We start from the raw sequence: 19,420 nt of genomic DNA, 5'->3' as shown, positions 1-19,420 counted from the left end.
ACGGGTCGCGGGGTGTTGCCATTCCGCGCCCGGTCAGGTGAGAGTCCGCCGGATCAGGCATGACCGGCGATGGCGAATCCGGCAGCCGCGAAGGCGCAGGGAGCATGGCCAGCGACATGGCACGTCGGGCAACGAGATTGGCGAAGGTGGAGCGCTGGGCAACTGGCCCGCTGCTCATCATCGGTGGCCGTTTCGAAGACGACAACCACCGGCTTTTTCAGGCGATCCATGACCATTCCGGCGGCAATGTGCTGGTCTTTGCGACCGCTTCAGGCTTTCCCGAGGAAGTCGGCATGGGCATGGTGGAGGATCTCCGCCAGCGTGGCACGTCGGCGGAATATGTCGATCTGACGCTGGAAAACAGCGATCGGATGGCCTTTGATCCGGGGCTGGTGGCACGCGTGGCCCAATGCGGCGGTGTCTATTTCACCGGCGGCGACCAGTTGCGTATCACGCAAAGCCTGATCCGGGACGGACGGGAGACGCCGGTTCTTGCAGCACTGCGTGCCCTCAATGCGAGGGGGGGGCTGATCGCCGGCTCCTCGGCCGGCGCGGCAATGCAATCGGACCCGATGCTGCTCGGCGGTTCCTCGCTCGATGCGCTGACCATCGGGCCGGTGGATGATCCGGACACACCCGGAATTTCCGTCGGTCCGGGACTCGGCTTTTTCCCTTTGGGCCTGATCGATCAGCATTTCATTGAACGCGCCCGGATCGGGCGGCTCGTGGCGGGTGTCCGGCTGACGGGACAACGGTTCGGATTCGGGATCGACGAGAACACCGGCATTCTCGTGCGAAACGGTATTGCCGAAGTGATCGGGGAGACCGGTCTGGTCGTCGTCGATATGAAACACGCCGTGCAGGGCCCCGCGGAGGGGGCGCTCTCGAACATTCGCGTGTCCTACCTCGACGATGGCGACCGGTTCGACCTGATGCGGGGCAAGGCGAGGCCCGGGGCCGGGAAGAAACGGCTGCGGCCGAACCGACCAGGCGCCTTCCGGACCCCTGCGGATATGCCGCGCGATGTCTTCGGGGCCTATGCCCTGCACGAGCTGTGGCAGCGTCTCGCTCTGGGCGACCCCAGGGTCTATGACCGGGAGGAGGCCAGCGTACGCGACCCACGCAACGGGCGACGGGTGACCCTGACATTGCGCCGCCGGCCCAGGGTTTCGCTTGTGTATCGCGACGCGCAGGAGCGGTTGTCGATGCACAATTTCCTGCTGTCGCTTGCTGTCGAGGACGTGCGGCAGCCAGCGGGGACGCCACCGCATGTCGAAGCTGTGCGTGAGCCCCGCAACGATCTACCTTCGACGCCGGTCGCGGCCGGGTTTGGGGCAGATCCCGCCAAGGCGCCGGACGCAAGCTTTCGCAAGGGTTCCTCACCCCTTCCCGGCGTTCTCGCGCGGCCCGTCTTTCCACCGAAAGCGGGTCACGGCACCGTCGCAATCGCCGGGTGCAATGCAATGGCGCCCCTGCAGCCCGAGCCGGTCGAGGTCAGCTTTCGAAGGGTGTCAGAGCCGGTCGTCACTCACCGTCCAGACACCAGGGGCAATACAGGGTCCGCCGCGCTGCTCCAGGTGTCGACAGCCCGGCAGATCGTGGTCGAAACCCGCCTGCGCGATCACATCACTCACCGGGTCACACGGCTCGGCGAAAGTGGACCCTATCGAAATGCCCTGCAGGGCGCACTCCAATCCGGCGCTGCGATCTTCGGTGCCGACGAAGCCGCGGCGGCGTTCGGGGAGGAAGCTATCACCTACGGGGATGCCAGCGCCGCAATCCGCTGGGGCGTGTCGTCGGACGCCGGCGTCGAGGGCGTCGTTGTGGAGCCGGCCCTCGGGTTGGTGCCGGGCATCGTGCATCCCGGTATCGGGGAAGCCGGCGTCGGGATTGGCCGGCTGCTGATCGCATGCGCGGAGCGGCGGCGCGTCGGCTGGGGATTGCAGCGCGACAGTGTCCTGACCTTCGATGCCGCGAAGGGCCGGATGGAATACGGCTCCGGGCAAATGTCGATCCAGGTGTGGGTGGAGCCGGACAAGGTGCGATCGGCCCAGCATGATCTCGATATCCGCGATATCTATATCGTTCCCTTGCGCGCAGGCGGCCGGCCGGCGACGGGAGAGGCGGCACATGACGCTATTCTTGCGCTGGTGGATCACTTCGCAGAAGAGATCGGCGCCACACGGGAGCCGGAAGGGGCGGGAATTTCCTGGCTCGGACGGGATGTCCTGCTGCGCGCGCACCTTCGCGAAGCCGGTGCCTGTTCGCTGGACATCTCTTGCCACCGTGCACGGATGACCGCCGCGATCCGATAGCGCCGGCGGAAAAGCCTTTCCATTGGTGTAAACGACTGACCTTTCGAGGAAACCTGGCGGGCCGCGTTCTTGCGCGTGGCAAAGCTGACTGCACATGACGGTCGGACGCTGCTGCGGCTAGCGAAGTGCCCGCCCCTTGAGAATTGCATCCGAGCCAAACCTCTCCCGTATCGCGTCGCTGGCGCGCTCCACCTTTGCCCTCTTGCCTGCTTGCGGGTCCAGCAGGTCGCCCGACAGGTCAGCGGCGCTGTCGGGCACGAGGTCCGACAGGCCAACCCCGATCAGACGGTAGGGTGCCGTTTCCTCGACCTGGTCAAAAAGCCCCCGCGCCGTCCGATAGAGCCGATCGGCGATCTGGGTGGCGTCCTCCAGCGATTTTCGTCGGCTGATCAGCGAATGGTCGGCCCGCTTTAGCTTGAGCACGACCACGCGCCCGGCGATCCCCTTGGCCTTCGCGCGGTCGGTGACCTTCTCGGACAGGCGCCAGAGGTGCCCATCGAGAATGTCAGGGTCCGAGGTGTCCTCGAAGAAGGTGGTTTCATTGGAGATCGACTTCACCGGTGCATTTCGGTGAACCCTTCGGTGATCCTCCCCGCGGGCCAGGTGCCACAGCCGCTCGCCCGAGGCGCCGAAGCGGGCGTGAAGTTCCTTGCGGTCCCAGCGGCGCAGATCGTCGAATGTGCGAATGCCGCTGCGGGAGAGAGACTCCTGGAAGGCCTCCCCCACACCCCAGATCATCCGCACGGGCTTGTCGCGCAGGAAGTCCTCTGTCTCCGCCTTTCCGATCACCGAGAAGCCGCGCGGCTTGTCGAGATCGGATGCGACCTTTGCGAGGAACTTGTTGTGGCTGAGGCCAACGGAACCGGACAGCCCCAGTTCCTCCTCCATTCGTTGGAGCAGCCGTGCCAGCATGACAGCAGGCGGCGCATGGTGAAGGCGGGCGGTCCCCGTCAGGTCCAGAAAAGCCTCGTCGAGCGACAATGGCTCGATCGACGGCGTCATCTCCTCCATCATCGCCCGGATCGCCCGCGATGCCTCCACATAGGCCTTCCCGCGCGGCTTGATCACGACCGCATCGGGGCAGAGCTTCAGCGCCTTGAACATTGGCATGGCGGATCGCACGCCGTAGGTGCGCGCCACGTAGCAACAGGTAGAGACCACGCCACGCTTTCCCCCGCCAACGATCACCGGCTTGTCGGCAAGGCTCGGATCATCGCGTTTTTCGACCGAGGCGTAGAAGGCATCGCAATCCATGTGGGCGATCGACAGCGCGAACAACTCCGGATGCGACACCACTCGCGGTGAGCCGCAGAGTGGGCAACGCGCACCGTTGTCAAAGTCCTTCAGGCAATCGCGACAGAGGCTGGGCATGGGGCAATCTACCCCGTGTCCGCCAACGCCGAAAGGGCCGTGAACGATTGCAGGCACAGCCGGGGCACCAGCGCCCCCTGCGTCAACAAAGCAACGACAAGGGAATAGAAAACCTTTGCGCAAACGTTTTCGCAGGCGTAGGATCATAGACGAATCGCAGCCACATGATGGAGGAGATCATGCGAAAGGCTGTTCTGCTGAACGCCCCTATTGCCCGCGCCGTTGCCCTTATGGGCCACACGGATACCCTGTGCATCGGTGACGCCGGCCTGCCCATTCCCGCAGGGCCCGAGCGCATCGATCTGGCCGTCACGCAGGGATTGCCGGCATTCCTTGACGTGCTGGAAGCCACGACGGGGGAACTCTTCGTGGAACGTGTGACCGTCGCTGAGGAGCTTCGGGACACGCAGCCGGCCCTCTACGAGCAGATCCGGAACCTGCTTGCCGCGCTACAGGACTTGCAGGGGAACACGATTGCGATCGATCATGTGCCGCACGAAACCTTCAAGGTGCAGACGGCCCGGAGCCGTGCCGTGGTCCGGACAGGCGACGTGACCCCCTATGCCAACATCATTCTTCATTCCGGCGTGACCTTCGGATGACGGGAAAGGACGTGCGATGACAGCTCTTCTCGAACTGCGGTCGGTCGACAAAGCATTCGGCGCGGTGCAGGTTCTGAAAGGTGTCGACTTCACCGTCGAGGCCGGACGCGTCGTGGCCCTCGCCGGGGAGAACGGCGCCGGAAAATCGACGCTGATGAAGATCATCACCGGGATCTACGGGCGCGATGCCGGAACGATGCGCTATCGCGGCGAGGATGTTCGCTTCACCAATGCGCGCCAATCCATGGATGCCGGAATCGGCATGATTCACCAGGAGCTCAACCTGCTGCCTGCGCTTAGTGTCGGCGAGAACATCTTCCTCGGGCGCGAACCGGTGGATGGCACGGGGCGCATCCTTTGGGGGCAGATCGAGCGCGATTCCCGCCATTGGCTGAAACAGCTCAAGCAGGACATCGACCCGCGAACGGAGACCGGAAAGCTCTCCATTGCCCAGCAACAGATGGTGGAGATCGCCCGCGCGCTCTCGATGAATGCCGAAGTGATCATCATGGACGAGCCGACGGACTCGCTCACCGATGTTGAGACGAAGATCCTCTTCGATGTGGTCGATCACCTCCGCGCCGAGGGGAAGGGACTTGTCTTCATTTCCCACAGGTTGGGTGAGATTTTCGCGATGTGCGATGACGTTGCGGTTCTGCGGGATGGCGCGATGATTCACCAGGGGCCGGTCAGCGAGATCGACGAGGATGGCCTGATCCGTCACATGGTGGGGCGCGAGCTTTCCGACCAATACCCGTATATGCCTGCCGCGCCGGCCGATGTCCGGCTGAAGGTGGAGAATCTGGTTGCCAGGGGTGTTCGGGAGGTCTCGTTCGAGGCCCGGGCCGGAGAGGTCGTCGGTTTCGCAGGGCTGGTGGGGGCAGGGCGCACGGAGCTTGGAAAGGCGATCTATGGCGCCAACCCCGCCAAATCCGGGCGCATCGAGATCGACGGGCAGGAGATGCGATTGCGCACGCCTCGCTCCGGCGTGCTCGCCGGCATCGGATACGTCACCGAGGATCGCAAGCTCGAAGGGCTGATCCAGGCGCACGGGCTGCGGCAGAACATGGCGCTGACGGGACTATTCCGGTTTACCGGAAAGACCGGGCACATCGACAAACGCACCGAGCGCAGGGAAATCACCGAGTACATCAACGCGTTCTCGATCAAGACCCATGGGATCGATGCCATCGTCTCCCAGCTATCGGGGGGGAATCAGCAAAAGGTATCCATTGCCAAGTCGCTGGTGCCGCAACCGCGCATCCTGATCCTCGATGAGCCGACGCGGGGGGTCGATGTGGGCGCAAAGCGGGAGATCTACACGCTCATCAACGAGTTGAAGGCGCAGGGGCTCTGTATCCTGCTGATGTCCTCGGACATGCCGGAACTCCTCGGGATCTCCGACCGCATCCTGGTCATGTCGAACGGGTTGCTGACCGGCAGCTTCGCCCGTGACGAGGCCGATCAGGAGGAGATCATGCGCTGTACGGTCGCCGGTTTGACGGAGGGCGTTGCGCCATGAATCCCGACCGGTTCACACCACCAGGTTTCACCACACATACCCCGTCCACCGTTGAACAGGCAGTGGGTTCGAAGGCGAGCGCCCCCGGCGCCGTCACGGGCGGAACGCCAACCAGCAAACACCTGACGGTCGATTTCCCGGAGGAAACAGCGAAATGAAAGTAAAGCAATTCGCCACGGAGAACATCCCGCTGATCGGCCTGATCGTGCTGATGGCAGCGGTATCGCTCTATTCGCCGAGTTTCCTGACCGTCGACAACCTGCTGAACATCCTTCGGCAAACCTCGATCAACGCGGTCATCGCCATGGGGATGACGTTTGTGATCCTCACGGCGGGTATCGACCTCTCTGTCGGTTCGATCCTGGCCTTCGCCGGTGCGGTCTGTGCCTCGATGATCGCGGCCGACACGCCACTCATCGTCGCGTTGCTGACCACGATCGTCATCGGCGCGGCGCTGGGCGCGGCGTCGGGCAGTATCGTTGCCTTCTTCGGGGTTCAGGCCTTCATCGCAACGCTGGTCGCCATGACCATGGTGCGCGGGCTGGTGCTGGTCTACACCGATGGGCGCCCGATCTCGACGGGGAACTTCGACGTTGCCAACAGTTTCTACGAGGTGGGGGGCGGCTATGTGGCGGGCATTCCGATCCCGGTCATCATCGCCGCGCTTGCATTCCTCGTCTGTTGGTACGTGCTGAACTTCACCCGACTTGGCCGTTACGTCTATGCCATCGGGGGCAACGAGCAGGTCGCCTTGCTGGCCGGGGTCAACGTCGCGCGGGTGAAGGTGATCGTCTACGCCATTTCCGGTGCGCTCTCGGCACTTGCGGGCATCATCCTGACGGCCCGCCTCGAATCCGCCCAGCCCACGGCCGGCCTGGCCTACGAGCTTGACGCGATCGCCGCTGTCGTGCTCGGCGGGACCTCGCTTGCCGGTGGGCGCGGGCGAATAACGGGCACCCTGATCGGTGCCCTCATCATCGGCGTGCTCAACAACGCGCTGAACATCATGGATGTCTCGTCCTACTACCAGATGATTGCAAAGGGCGCTGTCATCCTGCTTGCCGTGGTCCTCGATGGCCGCAGCAAGGCTACCTCGAAATAAACCCCATACGACCATGACCTGGAGGAGAAATGTCATGAAAAAGCTGCTTGGCCTGGCAACCGCCACTGCGATGCTTCTCGGCACCACCGCCCCGACCTTTGCTGCGGATACGCTGGCACTGGTGGTATCGACCCTGAACAACCCGTTCTTCGTGACCCTTAAGGAAGGCGCCGAAGGCAAGGCCTCCGAACTGGGCTACGAGCTGCTCGTGCTCGACAGCCAGAACGATCCGGCCAAGGAACTGGCTGCCGTCGAAGACGTGCTCAACAAGGACGTCAAGCTCCTGATGATCAACCCCACTGATTCTGACGCCGTGCGCAGTGCCATTCGGGCCGCCAACCGCAAGGATGTGCCGGTGGTGACACTCGACCGGGGTGCCTCGGGCGGTGAAGTGGTCTCCCACGTCGCTTCAGACAACGTGCAGGGCGGCGAGATGGCTGCCGAACTGGTGAACACCACTCTGTCGGGCGCCGGCAAGGTCGTGGAATTGCAGGGTGTGCCCGGTACCTCCGCAGCCCGTGATCGGGGCGAGGGATTCAACAAGGGAATTGACGCCGTCGACGGGCTGGAAATCGTCGCCTCCCAGGCGGCCGATTTCGACCGTACCAAGGGGCTCAACGTCATGGAGAACATCCTGCAGGCGCAGCCTGAGGTCGACGTGGTCTTTGCCCACAATGACGAGATGGCGCTTGGTGCGATCAAGGCCATCGAGTCCGCGAAACGCGACATCCTCGTGATAGGCTTCGACGGCACCGATGACGCTGTTGCAGCCGTGAACGAGGGCACCATGTTGGCGACCGTGGCCCAGCAGGCCGGAATGATCGGTGCGCTCGGCGTCGAGACCGCCGACAAGATCCTGAAAGGCGAAGAGGTTCCGGAGTACACACCGGTTCCCCTGCAGCTGATCCAGAAGTAAGCTCCAATACTCAAGTGAATGCGGGGGAGCGGCACGGTTGCTTCCCCGCACCGAAAGCGGGATGACATGGTCAGTATCAAGGATGTCGCAAAGGCTGCGGGCGTTTCCGTCTCTACGGTCTCGCATGTCATCAACAAGACACGCTTCGTGGCGCCCGACACGCGCTCCGCGGTGGAGAAGGCAGTCGATGACCTCGGCTACGAGCCCAGCTACCTCGCGCGTGCGCTCAAGAGCAATCGCACCCGAACCATCGGCATGCTTGTCACCTCCAGCACCAACCCGTTTTTTGCGGAGATCGTCAGCGGCGTCGAGGAGGGGTGTTTTCAGGCCGGCTACAGCCTGATCCTGTGCAATGCCGGCGATCAGCCGGGGCGGCAGCGAAGCTACCTCAAGACGCTGATGCAGAAACGCATCGACGCGCTGGTGGTCATGACGGTCAACCGCGACCCCGATTTTCAGTCGGAACTGGACCGGCTTACGAACCTGCCGCGCGCGGTTCTGGATTCCGACCCGATGCCGCATGCCTGCGCCATTGGCGACGATTCCATCCTCGGCGGCCGGTTGGCGGCCGAGTACCTCGCCGGGCGGGGGCACCGCCGGATCGGTTGCCTGTCCGGCCCAGAGAGGCACACACGGTCGGACGACCGCCTTTCTGGCTTCCGCGATGGGCTCGCGCAGGCCGGCCTTTCGCTGGACCCGGGATTGGTGGCGGCCGGCGAGCTGTCCGCCCGCGGTGGGTACGAGGCCATGCGGGCGTTGATCGAACGTGGCGCTCTGCCGGATGCGCTTTTTGCCTTCAACGACCTCATGGCAATGGGCGCCTACAAGGCCGTGGCGGAAGAAGGCCTGGCCGTTCCCGGCGACATTTCCATCATAGGATACGACGATCTCGAAATCGCCTCCTACCTGCAGCCGGGCCTGACCACGATCCGGCAACCCGGGTTCAATCTCGGTCTTGAGGCGGCGGAGATCCTGATCCGGAACCTCGAGTCCGGCATTGGCCTGCCCGATGTCATCCAGAAGAAACCCGAACTCGTCGTGCGGGAATCCGTGCGCTAGACGCCGTGCGGCCCCCGTGCGCCAACCACCGCGAGGTGCCATGACGATCACTGTATTCGGCAGCATCAATATCGACCTGACGACCTATGCCACGCGCCTGCCACGCCCGGGTGAGACGCTCCACGGGGATCGCTATGCGATCGGGCTTGGTGGCAAGGGCTGCAACCAGGCCGTCGCCGCCGCGCGCCTCGGGGCGCAGACACGCCTTGTGGGGCGCGTCGGGGAGGATACCTTCGGCCAGCGGGCGCTGGCCGACCTGTCCGGTGCAGGGCTATCCACCGGCGACATTCGCACCGACGCGGGTGTGGAGACCGGCATCGCCGTGATCGGCGTCGATGCCGAGGCCCAGAACTGCATCACCGTCGTTGGCGGGGCAAACATGGCCATAGACGTCAGTGACGTGGAGCGTGCGCGTGACGTGTTCGAGGCGACCTCGGTCTTGCTGCTGCAACTGGAGATTCCGCTGGAGGCCGGTCTTGCGGCTGCCGACATTGTCCGCGCGCATGGCGGGCGTGTGATCCTCGACCCGGCGCCAGCACCGGACGGGGGGCTGCCACCAGAGATTCTGGCGCGAGTCGATGTCGTGACGCCCAATGAAACGGAGACCGAACTGCTGGTCGGGTTGCGTCCCCGGACCCCGGAAGATGCCGCGCGCGCGGCGGCGATGATGCGCGCCGCAGGTGTCCACGCGGCGGTGGTCAAGCTCGGCGCGGCCGGGGTCTGCTACCAGGATGCCGACGGCGGAGGGTTCATTCCGCCATTCGAGGTCGAGAGCATCGACACCGTCGCGGCCGGCGACTGCTTCAACGGCGGTCTGGCCTACGCGCTGAACGATGGGGCGAGCATGGGCGATGCGATCCGCTTCGCCGCGGCCTGTGGTGCGTTGTCGACGACGAAAGCGGGCGCTTCCAGCTCCGCGCCCACTTTGCCGGAGGTGCGGGCGCTCATGGGGTAGGATGGAGTCGCTGCGCTTCGGTCAGCTGATTTTCGGCGCGCCCTTGCTCTTGGGGGGATCCGCGTCCTCGCTCCACGTGACGCGCAGGTCCAGTCGGCAATTGCCTTCGGCGCGCTCTGCCCGGATGCGCAGTGTCAAGAGCCCGTCGGGTTCCAGAGTGATCGCGCCGTCCTCGTCCGAAAGCGTCAACTCACCCTTGCCGAGCCCCTTGGTGATCGATTCCAGAAGTGCCTTGATCGTCTTTCGCGATTGCAGGGATTCGTGCCGGAACTTGCCGTCAGTTTTCACGCCGGATCTGCCTCCCAGATGTGCCGCTTGGGGCTGAAGTGCTTGGCGCGGGGATCGTCAAAAGACAGCCCCGCATGGAAATGCGAGCGTGGCCCCAGTGCCGATCCCCGTCAAGCCACCGTACTGTCGGCATGTGCGGCCCGGCGTCACGCTTCCCCCAGAGGTGGGGCAAATACTTCGTGGTCAGTATCTGACAGTCAGTGTTGCTTGTGCCGAGACCGTGGCAAGCGTGCCTCGCGCAGCGCGCTACGCCGAGCGCGGCAGGTTGGACACGGAGTCGAAGCAGAGCGCCAAAGGGTGCAAGCGCACCTCCTCGCGAGAGCGGCGGTTCGCGACGCCGGTCCTGTCTCCGGCAGGAAACTCGCGGATTTTCCTTTTCGATTCACCCTTGGAGCAATGGCAGTGATCCAATGCGGCAACCAGAATGCGCGGATCAGTGTTCGACGCTGTCTCATCGCCTTCCGGATCGCGTTCGGCACGAGGTACGGGGCGGCCTGCTTCGGAAAGGATCTGAACCAGTTGTCGCCGGACTACCCGCGCCGCGACAGGGGCGCTGTCACGACCGGCATGCGGATCCGACACGAAACCGACCGGTTGCGCAGGCCTTTGGCGGGGTCCACAGCGGGTGCCGGCGGCGCCATGCGCGGTCCTGTCAGCTCCCGAACACGCCTGCGCCCGCATGTTGGAGCGCATCGAAATCGATCCCTCCGGTGACCTCCGAGACGGCAACCCCTGCGAGCGCCGACAGGTAGGCCTCGGGTTCTGGCTGCTCGATGTCGCGAAGGAACCGGCCGTCCGGTTTCTGGTAGAAGGGCCCGGGGCTCTTCATGATCGCGGCAAGAAGATCGGGGCGTTCTTCCAGCAGAACCGGGGAGATCCGCGTGGGGGTGTCGCCATTCCGCGCCCAGTTCAGCACCCAGATATGGGTGAGCGGAGCGGAAAGGCGGATGCGGTCGGCCCCATAGATGCGCCGGATCGGGAGGTCATACTTCTCTTCCAGGTGCCAAAGCTCTTCGCTTGGCAGAGCGTCGAGCGCTGCGCGTCGGGTCGCGCTCAGGAGAGGGTGGAGGCGGGGATTGTGCAGGATCGTTCCGGGGTTGATACGCGGCATCTTGGCAATGCCGAGCCCCTCTGGCACCGGTGTTCCCGCACGTACCAGCAGCCTGTCGTTGGTCACGAAGGAGACCGCCGGCCGGTCCATCATATGCAGGACCGCCGTGGATTTTCCTCCCCCGGACAGGCCGGCGATGGCCAGTGTCCGGGTGCCGTTCGTAGCCGCTGCCGCATGGCAGATCTGCCAACCGTCGCGCTGGCAGATGTTCAGCAACTGCGTGTTGACGAAATTAATGACTTGATTTGGGTTTTGTGCTGTCGGTCCAAAGGCGATGGCCCGATCCGCGCTCTGCAGGAAGGTCACGCCGGTGCGGACCTTGTGGATCAATCGGGCGTTGCAGAGGTCCAGTATCGCGTCCTTCCGGCCTGCCTTTCCCGGTTCCCGCGCCCAATCGACAAAGCGCGGCGCCGGATCGAGCTGTTGCCCGTCCAGCACTTCGACCGTCGTGTTGACGGTCCCGGGAGCAGCAAGGACGTCGGCAAAATACACCTCCAGCTCGCTGCGCAGAGGCTCGTTGCACCGGATCTCGGCACGGAGATGGCCCACTTCGAGGAAAAGCGGCACGGTCGTGTGGAGTGGCGACAGGTCGAGCCGCGCGAGGATTTCGGCAACGGTTCGCGGTGTCATCGGGTTACCTCCGCGATCACGTGATCGGTCACCAGGGCTGCCGCATCGAGCCCGCAGCCTTCCCTGACCCCGCGATACCCTCCGAACGCGGAAACCTCGAACACGATTGGGCCGTCCGCCGTAAGAGCGACATCGACCGTCGTGAAGGTCAATCCGAACGGCGCCTGCGCCCGCCGCGCCAAATCTATCAACTCTGGGTCAGGCTCGTACGCTTCATATCTGCCACCCGAATGGATCGTGGTGTTCCAGGTGTCGCTCTGGGAAACGCGGGCGTAGGTGCAGACATACTCGCCACCGAGGAAAACCATCCCGAGGTCCTGCCCCGAGAGGTCGGCCTTTTGCTGGATATACATCACCGGGTTTACGGCCGCGAAACGAGCGATCTGCGCCGTGGCATCCGGATTTGTGCCTTCGATCAGGGTCATCCCCCGCGCCTTGGTGGAATAGAGCGGCTTGAAAACGGCAGTGCCAAAGTCCTTCGCGGCCTGAAGGGCGGCTGCCGGATCTTCGGTCACGCGGGTCGGGGGCATTGGCATCCCGGCTGCTGTCAAAGAGACCGTGCAGGCAAGCCGGTCGATCAGCCGCAGGATCGCCTCGGGTCGCGAAAACAACCTCACCCCGCGCGTTTCGGCAAATCGCAACATCTCCAGCCGGTCAAGAACGTGGGGGCTGTAGACCTCGTGGATCTTCTTGACGATAAGCGCGTCGAGCGTGCAGAGGTTCGTGCCCTCATAATGCAACGCCCCGTTGGCGAGGTCCATGGTGACCCGCCCCATGTCGATCACAAGCCGGAACCCCGTGCGTGCCTCCACCGCGTCGGCCAGTGCTTCGGTGGACCATTTGCCGGGGATACCAACCACCCCGATCTTCAGTTCAGTCACTGAACAGCTCCCTGATCGGCAGTTTGAAACGCTCTTCCTTGCCCGGCGGGCAGCTGAGCGCCTGCTCCAGCAGGAACCGGGACCGTAGGAACATGCGCCGTGCATGGGCCCTGTCAAAGATGAACCGGGTCGAGGTGGCGAAGCTGCGCGCCAGTCCGAGCGCCAGCCGGTATTCGAAAGTCCTGTCCTTCTGGCTGCGCGCGAATTTCGCCACCATGCCATGAAAGTCGCACACCACGCCGGCGATCCGGCTGCGGATCGGGCCATCCTGGATCTGCAACCGGTAGTTGGACACCATGAAGACCGAGACGTCTTGCACATAGTCCATGTAGCGGGAGCGATGCAGGTCGATGAAGCGGATCTTTTTCTCGACCGGGTCGTAGATCACGTTGTCGAGGTTGAAGTCGCCGTGGATGTGCACCGAGAAAGGCGCCTTGAGGGCGCGCTCTCGCTTGTTGGCGCGGGCGACCAGCGTGTCGAACGACGGCAGATCCACCTCGCCGAGTTGGCTCGCGCCAGCGCCAAAATCCGGATGCACCCGGCGAACGTCTTTCATGCGCCGGGCGAGCTGCACCATCGAGCCCATGTCGGCCGGCTCGTCGGTGCGGGTGCGTTTCCAGATGTCACGAAGTGTTTTCGTGAGCGCCCGTTGCGCTTCCGAAACGTGCAGGTCGCTCTCGTTGAGCAGGATATGCTCGAAGGTTCTCCCGGGGAGGTGTTCGATCAGCAGTGCTGCGGACTGGCCACGTTTCTCATAGGAGAGGATCTTTGGCGCGAGGCCGGGATAGATCGAATGCCAGGATTTCACCCCGGCGCGTTCTTCCCGGACCTTTTGCAAGGCACCATCCTTGAAGACCGCGTCGACGGACTCGTTGCGCGACTTCACGGATGAGATTGCGCCGCCGGACCGGGTTTCGGCCAGCGGTTCGAGTTCCAGATCGTCGTTGTTGGCGTCTGTCCTGGAGAGAATGCTGCGCAGGGTGAAGTACCGTTCGAACTGCACCGACTGGCCGATGTTCACCGAAAGGATCCCCTCGGATATGCTTTGCAGCGCGTCGCCCATGCGGCGCAGCTCGTTGGCGGCAAGCAGGCTGTTGGCAAGGTCCTCGGTCTGTTTCGACTTGCGCATGTCGCGCGTGTAGGTGCGAAAGACCTGGTCATAGAGGTCGTCCAGCCGCCCCTTGCTCTGTCCGATTGCCACGGCGAGCTTGCTTTCGGAGGCCTCGATTGCGGGCAGAATATCGGCAATGGAACGCCGTACACTCTTGATGGCCTTGGGATAGACCTCGGGGCGCAGCATTTCCTTGCGCTGGACGTCTTCGGCATGGATCAGGCTGCGGCGGGCAAGGCGGCTGATCATGTCGAGGTTCCGCCCGACCATGTCCATGTTCTGTAGCAACATGCGCTGAGACTGGCCAAGTTTGCGCGCGGAAAGTCCCCGTTGGCTCGCGTTGTGCACCCGGGCGCGGAGGTTGTCCGAATACCCGGCCCGCAGGATTACCTTCTGGGCGACACCTGTGGCCGGCGCCTCGAAATAGGATTGCAGGCCGGCAAGCTGGCCGTCGAGCTCAGCGCAGAGGAAATGCAAGTTTTCTCCGATTGCGCGGGGCAGCCTAGCCATCGAACACCCCCAGGTATTGGGGGGCGCTTGGTGTTGTGAGCGCCTTTGCGAACCCGGGTCTGAATTCCGTGGCCCGCGCGGACAGAGACACCCATTCGGTGGCAATCTGGGACGGGTCCGGCCGCGGTCCCATCCGTGGCGTGTATCGCCCCACCAGATCGCAGGCAAAGAGCACCTCAAGCTGGTGGCGCACTCCGTCGACCTTGGGCTTGAAGACCTCCGCAACATGGAGGAGTGGTCCAACCTTTACTTGGGCGGCGATCTCCTCAAGGCACTCCCGTTTCAGGCATTCCACCAGCGTCTCTCCCGGCTCCTGCTTACCACCCGGCAGTGTCAGGTAGGGCGTTGAACCGGGCTTCTGCTTTACCTGAACCAGGATCCGATCATCCCGCCGGATGACGGCCCGGACGGTCGGACGGATGGGAGCTTGAAAGCGGCGTTCGGGCATGGTCCGGTCTGTTCTGGTCGGGAAACGGAACAGATTCATGGCAGGTCCCGACGTTTCGCGCATCAGCGTGTCAGACAAGGCCCGCGCCCGCAATGGCGAACCTCCGGGCGGCGGGTATAGTGTGGCGGTCAGGGCGATTCACAACACGAAGGGCGGATGATGCCCCGGGATCTTCTTCTTCTGCGGCACGGCAAGGCCGTTTCCGGTCACGCGGGGCCGGATCTGGCGCGACCGCTGAAGGATCGCGGCAAGCGACAGGCGCAACGGATCGGGGTCTGGCTGGCTGGGAACGGGCTGCTGCCCACTGTGGTGATCAGCTCTCCGGCGGAACGGGCGTTTGTCACCGCCCAGAAAACCCTCAAGGCGGCAGGTGTCGGGGCAGGGGGCATTGTGCTGGACGATCGGCTTGGGCCGGACAGGGCCGACGCGCACCTGGCGCTGCTGGGCGAAAGGTTTGGTGCGAGTAGCGCGCCGCTCATGCTTGTGGGGCACCGGGCGGGGCTGGAGGGTCTTGTGCGGCACCTGACCGGCGACAGGCGGAGCCGGCTGGACCTCAAGTCCGGTACGCTTGTTCACCTCCTGCTTTCCGACGGTGCTGAGGGCCTTGGAATGGCCGCCGCGCAGGATCTTCGGTTCGTTCGGCAGCAGGACTTGCCGAAGAGATTTCCCTTTCCGGGGCCGGGGGGGACAGAATGGCGCGACAGACCAGCCTATTACTATCGGCAATCCGCTGTCGTGCCATATCGGTTCGCCGATGGCAGGTTGCAGATCCTCGTCATCACCTCAAGCAAGCGCAACCACTGGGTCGTGCCCAAGGGCATTCACGAACCGGGCGCCTCTGCACAGGCCTCCGCCGCCCGGGAAGCGGAGGAAGAGGCCGGCATCTTCGGAGAGGTGGAAGAGACGCCGTTGGGGCGCTTCGACGTCGCAAAATGGGGCGCCACCTGTATGGTGACGACCTATGCGATGCGCGTTACGCGGATCCTTGATGACGATGCCTGGGACGAGAACCACCGGCACCGCCTGTGGGTCACGCCGGAACAGGCACTCGCGCGGTTGAAGCACGCCGGGCTGAAGCGGCTCGTCGCCGATTTCGCCGCTCGAATGGGCGAAGCTGGCGGCAAGTTGACGTAAGGTCCCGCCTTGACACAATGCGTCGCAGCGCCCGCGGCAAGAGCAATATCCGTTCGTTGCGCACGATCTGATCGCATTCCGACCTATGCGTGACACTTCGTTACTCATGCTTCCAGCGCATTGCCGAAAATGGCCCACAGGCAAGCAATTGTTTTTGAATAATTTTCCAAATTTCTGCACTTGGCGGGCCAATTGATTGTAGAAGGAGAAAGGCCATATTGAAGCACAGCAGGGGGATCGAGCCACGATCTCTCCGGGATCGGAACCAGACTGCCGCACGGCGTTGACCCGATCCCGTTGCTACCGAATTCTGTCCGCGGGGCCCCTCCCTCCCGCGCCATCCGATTGCAGGAGCTGCAAATGAACGTCATGACCCATTCTCCGCTCAAAGATCCGTGGGACGGCTTTTCGGCCGGTACCTGGCGCACCACAATCGACGTGCGCGGTTTCATTCAGGAAAACTACACGCCCTACGAGGGTGACGACAGTTTCCTGGCCGGGCCAACCGACCGGACGAAGGCGCTCTGGGAAGAACTGTCGGTCCTGCTCAAGAAAGAACGTGAAGTTGGCGTTCTCGATGTCTCCGCAGACAAGCCCTCGTCGATCACGGCTCATGACGCCGGCTACATCAACAAGGAGCTTGAAATTATTGTCGGGCTTCAGACCGATGCCCCGCTCAAGCGCGCCATCATGCCGAACGGTGGGTTGCGCATGGTCGAAAACGGGCTGAAAGCCTACGGGTTCGACACCGACGCCACCGTGCATGAGGTCTGGACCAAGTATCGCAAGAGCCACAACCAGGGTGTTTTTGACGTCTATTCCCCCGACATCATCGCCTGTCGCAAGTCGGGCGTGATCACCGGCCTTCCGGATGCCTATGGTCGCGGGCGGATCATCGGCGACTATCGCCGCGTGGCGCTCTACGGCATCGATGCCCTCAAGGAAGAGAAGCTGCGTGAGCATCACCAGCTTGACGACGCGGTTTTCAGCGAAGACGTCCTGCGCGATCGCGAAGAGCTCATGGAGCAATACCGTGCGTTGGACGAGTTGCGTGAGATGGGCATGAAGTACGGCATCGACATGTCGAGGCCCGCCGGTTCCGCACGCGAAGCGATCCAGTTTACCTACCTGGCATATCTCGCCGCCGTTAAGGAACAGAACGGCGCCGCGATGTCGATCGGTCGGATCTCGACCTTCCTCGACATCTATATCGAGCGGGACTTCGAACGCGGTGTTCTGACCGAGAGCGAAGCCCAGGAGATGATGGACGACATGGTCATCAAGCTTCGGATCGTTCGCTTCCTGCGCACCCCGGATTACGATGAGCTTTTCTCCGGCGATCCAACCTGGGTGACCGAGGCGCTGGGTGGCATGGGCACCGATGGCCGCACGCTGGTGACCAAGAACGCCATGCGGATGCTTCACACCCTCTATAACCTCGGCCCGGCGCCGGAGCCGAACCTGACGGTGCTGTGGTCTGTCGACCTGCCACGCGGTTTCAAGGATTTCTGCGCCAAGGTGTCGAAGGACACGTCCGCGATCCAGTACGAGAACGATGACCTGATGCGTGCCAAATGGGGGGACGATTACGGCATTGCCTGCTGCGTCTCGGCCATGGCGATCGGCAAGCAGATGCAGTTCTTCGGCGCCCGCGCCAACCTCGCAAAGGCTCTACTCTATGCGATCAACGGCGGTGTGGACGAGAAGTCCGGCACGATGATCGCTCCCGGCCTCGAGCCGATTACGGCGGATGTGCTGGACTATGACGAAGTCGTCGCCAAGTTCGACAAGGCGATGGACTGGCTGGCAAAGACCTACGTCAAGGCGCTGAACTGTATCCACTACATGCACGACAAATACGCCTACGAGCGGATCGAGATGGCGCTGCATGACCGCGAAATCCTGCGCACCATGGCGTGCGGTATCGCGGGCCTGTCGATCGCGGCGGATTCTCTGGCAGCGATCAAGTATTCGACCGTCAAGGTTCTGCGCAACGAGGATGGCCTGGCCGTCAACTATGAGATCGCGGGCGACTACCCGGCCTTCGGCAACAACGACGACCGTGTCGACGAGATCGCCGTCTGGCTGACACAGGCATTCATGGAGAAGGTCGCCGCCCAACCGCACTTCTACCGCAACTCGATGCCCACGCAATCGGTGCTGACGATCACGTCCAACGTGGTCTATGGCAAGAAGACCGGCGCGACCCCGGACGGCCGCGAGGCTGGCGAACCTTTTGCGCCCGGCGCCAACCCGATGAACGGCCGTGACAAGAACGGTTTCGTCGCTGCTGGTGCCAGCGTTGCAAAGCTACCCTACGACTACGCCAAGGACGGCATCAGCTGGACTGCATCGGCCACCCCGGACTCGATGGGCCACACCGAGGGGGAGCAGGTGCGAAACCTTGCGAATGTCCTCGACGGCTATATCGATGCCGGCGGGTTCCATGTGAACATCAACATGCTTGGCCGCGAAACGCTGCTGCACGCGATGGATCACCCAGAGGAGCACCCGCAGCTGACGGTCCGCGTCTCCGGCTATGCCGTGAACTTCGTGAAGCTGACCCGAGAGCAGCAACTCGACGTGATCAGCCGCACGTTCCACAACGCAATGTAAGACAAGAGCAAGGGCGGGGGCGCTTTCGGGCGCCCCGTTTGAATCCGCGCATGGCATATTCCCTCCCCATCCCCCAAGAGGTGCTCGACAGTATCCAGAATGTGGATTGCCACGGCTACCTGCATTCCGTGGAAACCGGCGCCGCCGTCGACGGGCCGGGGATGCGGTTCGTGTTCTTCATGGCGGGATGCCAGTTCCGCTGCCTCTACTGCCACAACCCCGACACCTGGAAGCTGCACAACGGTCGGCCGGTGGAGCTTGAAGACATGCTCTCCGAGGTTGGCAAATACGCCAACTTCCTCAGGTTCGCGGGCGGGGTCACGTTTTCAGGCGGCGAGCCGATGATGCAGGCCCCCTTCGTCGGCGCAGCTGCGAAGGCGATCAAGGATGCCTGGGGGCTGCATATTGCGCTGGACACGCAGGGTTTTCTGCACGGAAACGTCGAGGACGACTGGTTCGACCCAATTGACCTGGTGATGCTCGACATCAAGCATATCAATCCCGAGCGCTACCTCGAACTGACGTCGCAGCCTTTGCAGCCGACCCTCGATTTCGCACAGCGCCTGCTGCGCCTGGGCAAGCAGATGCGGATCCGCTACGTGCTGGTGCCCGGCTGGAGCGACGCGCCCGAGGAGGTCAAGGGCATGGCCGACCTCGTGCAGAGCTATGGCGATGCGGTGGAAATGGTGGAGGTCCTGCCGTTCCACCAGATGGGCACATCCAAGTGGGATCAGCTCGGTCTGGAGTACAAGCTGCGCGACACACCAACCCCGACGCGCGATGAAGCCGAGGCGGCACGCGACATCTTCCGGTCCCGCGGACTGGTGGCCAGCTGATCCACGTCCGACA

At 63.4% G+C, this 19,420-nt stretch carries 16 protein-coding genes; 10 read left to right on the top strand and 6 right to left on the bottom strand.

All coding sequences use genetic code 11. The annotated features are described in order from the left end of the window. Positions 1-59: 59 nt before the first annotated feature. The gene (locus CLV78_RS19960; RefSeq protein WP_106207356.1) at positions 60-2,315 is read left to right on the top strand and encodes a cyanophycinase; all 2,256 of its coding nucleotides are present in this window, start codon (positions 60-62) and stop codon (positions 2,313-2,315) included. Between the two features lie 117 nt (positions 2,316-2,432). Here CLV78_RS19960 and CLV78_RS19955 read toward each other — a convergent pair whose 3' ends face one another. Continuing rightward, the gene (locus CLV78_RS19955) at positions 2,433-3,686 is read right to left on the bottom strand and encodes a DNA polymerase IV (RefSeq protein WP_106207355.1); all 1,254 of its coding nucleotides are present in this window, start codon (positions 3,684-3,686) and stop codon (positions 2,433-2,435) included. 179 nt (positions 3,687-3,865) lie between these two features. Here CLV78_RS19955 and rbsD point away from each other — a divergent pair, with 179 nt between their 5' ends. The 6 genes from rbsD (at position 3,866) to rbsK (ending at position 9,842) form a co-directional block, all read left to right on the top strand. Continuing rightward, entirely contained in the window at positions 3,866-4,288 is a 423-nt protein-coding gene (gene rbsD, locus CLV78_RS19950) for a D-ribose pyranase (protein ID WP_106207419.1), read from the top strand. A gap of 16 nt (positions 4,289-4,304) precedes the next feature. Further along, on the top strand, positions 4,305-5,810 hold the full coding sequence (locus CLV78_RS19945) for a sugar ABC transporter ATP-binding protein (RefSeq protein WP_106207353.1): 1,506 nt from the start codon (positions 4,305-4,307) through the stop codon (positions 5,808-5,810). Positions 5,811-5,964: 154 nt separating this feature from the next. After that, positions 5,965-6,912: a ribose ABC transporter permease gene (gene rbsC / locus CLV78_RS19940; protein WP_106207351.1), complete on the top strand. Its 948-nt coding sequence runs from the start codon at positions 5,965-5,967 to the stop codon at positions 6,910-6,912. A gap of 34 nt (positions 6,913-6,946) precedes the next feature. Then, positions 6,947-7,828: a ribose ABC transporter substrate-binding protein RbsB gene (gene rbsB, locus CLV78_RS19935; protein ID WP_106207349.1), complete on the top strand. Its 882-nt coding sequence runs from the start codon at positions 6,947-6,949 to the stop codon at positions 7,826-7,828. Positions 7,829-7,894: 66 nt separating this feature from the next. Then, positions 7,895-8,887: a LacI family DNA-binding transcriptional regulator gene (locus CLV78_RS19930; protein ID WP_106207347.1), complete on the top strand. Its 993-nt coding sequence runs from the start codon at positions 7,895-7,897 to the stop codon at positions 8,885-8,887. 40 nt (positions 8,888-8,927) lie between these two features. Beyond that, a complete protein-coding gene (gene rbsK / locus CLV78_RS19925; RefSeq protein WP_106207345.1) occupies positions 8,928-9,842 on the top strand; it encodes a ribokinase in 915 nt (304 codons plus the stop codon). Between the two features lie 21 nt (positions 9,843-9,863). Here rbsK and CLV78_RS19920 read toward each other — a convergent pair whose 3' ends face one another. The 5 genes from CLV78_RS19920 to CLV78_RS19900 all read right to left on the bottom strand — a co-directional run bounded on the left by CLV78_RS19920 (position 9,864) and on the right by CLV78_RS19900 (position 14,860). Beyond that, on the bottom strand, positions 9,864-10,130 hold the full coding sequence (locus CLV78_RS19920) for an amphi-Trp domain-containing protein (protein WP_106207343.1): 267 nt from the start codon (positions 10,128-10,130) through the stop codon (positions 9,864-9,866). A gap of 652 nt (positions 10,131-10,782) precedes the next feature. Further along, the gene (locus CLV78_RS19915) at positions 10,783-11,871 is read right to left on the bottom strand and encodes an HprK-related kinase B (protein WP_106207341.1); all 1,089 of its coding nucleotides are present in this window, start codon (positions 11,869-11,871) and stop codon (positions 10,783-10,785) included. Then, positions 11,868-12,752 carry a GAK system ATP-grasp enzyme gene (locus CLV78_RS19910; protein ID WP_106207339.1) on the bottom strand — a complete coding sequence of 295 codons (885 nt, stop codon included), beginning with the start codon at positions 12,750-12,752 and terminating at the stop codon, positions 11,868-11,870. The genes CLV78_RS19915 and CLV78_RS19910 overlap by 4 nt, the downstream gene beginning before the upstream one ends. Beyond that, positions 12,745-14,340, bottom strand: a complete 1,596-nt coding sequence (locus tag CLV78_RS19905; protein ID WP_245925199.1) for an aminoglycoside phosphotransferase family protein — start codon at positions 14,338-14,340, stop codon at positions 12,745-12,747. The genes CLV78_RS19910 and CLV78_RS19905 overlap by 8 nt, the downstream gene beginning before the upstream one ends. Before the next feature lie 25 nt (positions 14,341-14,365). After that, complete coding sequence (locus CLV78_RS19900; RefSeq protein ID WP_245925198.1) at positions 14,366-14,860, bottom strand: NUDIX domain-containing protein; 495 nt, start codon at positions 14,858-14,860, stop codon at positions 14,366-14,368. Between the two features lie 120 nt (positions 14,861-14,980). Between CLV78_RS19900 and CLV78_RS19895 the strand changes: the two genes are divergently transcribed. The 3 genes from CLV78_RS19895 (at position 14,981) to pflA (ending at position 19,407) form a co-directional block, all read left to right on the top strand. After that, the gene (locus CLV78_RS19895) at positions 14,981-15,955 is read left to right on the top strand and encodes an NUDIX domain-containing protein (protein ID WP_158263616.1); all 975 of its coding nucleotides are present in this window, start codon (positions 14,981-14,983) and stop codon (positions 15,953-15,955) included. Positions 15,956-16,315: 360 nt separating this feature from the next. Further along, on the top strand, positions 16,316-18,571 hold the full coding sequence (gene pflB, locus CLV78_RS19890) for a formate C-acetyltransferase (RefSeq protein WP_106207333.1): 2,256 nt from the start codon (positions 16,316-16,318) through the stop codon (positions 18,569-18,571). Positions 18,572-18,621: 50 nt separating this feature from the next. Continuing rightward, on the top strand, positions 18,622-19,407 hold the full coding sequence (pflA, locus tag CLV78_RS19885; RefSeq protein WP_106207331.1) for a pyruvate formate-lyase-activating protein: 786 nt from the start codon (positions 18,622-18,624) through the stop codon (positions 19,405-19,407). Positions 19,408-19,420 lie beyond the last annotated feature (13 nt).

The organism is Aliiruegeria haliotis (assembly GCF_003003255.1).
Taxonomy (GTDB): Bacteria; Pseudomonadota; Alphaproteobacteria; order Rhodobacterales; family Rhodobacteraceae; genus Tropicimonas; species Tropicimonas haliotis.
The sequence above is the reverse complement of the archived record's forward strand: the minus strand, read 5'-3'. Positions and strand labels throughout refer to the sequence as shown.

Bases quoted from the DNA above. Each gene is read 5' to 3' on its own strand.
- rbsB (WP_106207349.1), top strand. From the start codon at position 6,947: ATGAAAAAGCTGCTTGGCCTGGCAACCGCCACTGCGATGCTTCTCGGC.
- pflA (WP_106207331.1), top strand. From the start codon at position 18,622: ATGGCATATTCCCTCCCCATCCCCCAAGAGGTGCTCGACAGTATCCAG.
- CLV78_RS19960 (WP_106207356.1), top strand. From the start codon at position 60: ATGACCGGCGATGGCGAATCCGGCAGCCGCGAAGGCGCAGGGAGCATG.
- CLV78_RS19915 (WP_106207341.1), bottom strand. From the start codon at position 11,871: ATGACACCGCGAACCGTTGCCGAAATCCTCGCGCGGCTCGACCTGTCG.
- rbsD (WP_106207419.1), top strand. From the start codon at position 3,866: ATGCGAAAGGCTGTTCTGCTGAACGCCCCTATTGCCCGCGCCGTTGCC.
- CLV78_RS19945 (WP_106207353.1), top strand. From the start codon at position 4,305: ATGACAGCTCTTCTCGAACTGCGGTCGGTCGACAAAGCATTCGGCGCG.
- CLV78_RS19900 (WP_245925198.1), bottom strand. From the start codon at position 14,860: ATGAATCTGTTCCGTTTCCCGACCAGAACAGACCGGACCATGCCCGAA.
- CLV78_RS19955 (WP_106207355.1), bottom strand. From the start codon at position 3,686: ATGCCCAGCCTCTGTCGCGATTGCCTGAAGGACTTTGACAACGGTGCG.
- CLV78_RS19895 (WP_158263616.1), top strand. From the start codon at position 14,981: ATGCCCCGGGATCTTCTTCTTCTGCGGCACGGCAAGGCCGTTTCCGGT.
- pflB (WP_106207333.1), top strand. From the start codon at position 16,316: ATGAACGTCATGACCCATTCTCCGCTCAAAGATCCGTGGGACGGCTTT.
- rbsK (WP_106207345.1), top strand. From the start codon at position 8,928: ATGACGATCACTGTATTCGGCAGCATCAATATCGACCTGACGACCTAT.
- CLV78_RS19930 (WP_106207347.1), top strand. From the start codon at position 7,895: ATGGTCAGTATCAAGGATGTCGCAAAGGCTGCGGGCGTTTCCGTCTCT.
- rbsC (WP_106207351.1), top strand. From the start codon at position 5,965: ATGAAAGTAAAGCAATTCGCCACGGAGAACATCCCGCTGATCGGCCTG.